Origin of the sequence: Flavonifractor sp. An306, assembly GCF_002159455.1 — a bacterium.
In the GTDB taxonomy this organism is placed as follows: domain Bacteria; phylum Bacillota; class Clostridia; order Oscillospirales; family Oscillospiraceae; genus Flavonifractor.
In genome coordinates this window covers 1-537 of the sequence record NZ_NFIQ01000270.1, presented here as the reverse complement: position 1 = coordinate 537, position 537 = coordinate 1, and the positions used below count along the sequence as shown (strand labels likewise).

Annotated in this window: 1 protein-coding gene; it reads left to right on the top strand. The window is 59.8% G+C overall.

What is annotated here, in order from left to right:
* The coding region (locus B5F88_RS20075; RefSeq protein ID WP_140402252.1) for a ParM/StbA family protein at positions 1–537 on the top strand (537 nt) is incomplete at both ends.

Genomic DNA, 537 nt, shown 5'->3' with positions numbered 1-537 from the left:
CTGTACACTTTTCGTTCCCCACCGGATTGGTGGAATATGAACATGAGCCGTACACCCAGAAAGATGTGCTGGAATACGGCGGCAGATACTATGTGGTGGGCAGCGGTCGCCAGCCCCTCCAGAGAGACAAGACCCAAACAGAGGACTACTATCTGCTTACCCTGGCAGCCATCGCCAAGGAGCTGGAGCACCGGGGTGCGGAGCACACCGCCAGCATCCACCTGGCGGCGGGCCTGCCCCTGACCAGCTTTGGCCGGGACAAGAAGTCCTTCCGTTCGTATCTGTACCGGGATGGGAGCGCCATTCCTTTTCGCTATGAGGGGCAGGACTATACCATCACCATCCAAGAGGTGTCCCTGTTTCCCCAGGGCTATGCTGCCGTCCTGACCCAGACGGAGCTGCTGGACGAGCCGTCCGTCATCGTGGCGGACATAGGCGGCTGGACGGTGGATCTGATGCGTCTGGACAACCGCATCCCCAACGCTGCCTCCTGCCGGAGTCTGGAACTGGGCATGATCCGCTGTATCGATGAAATCA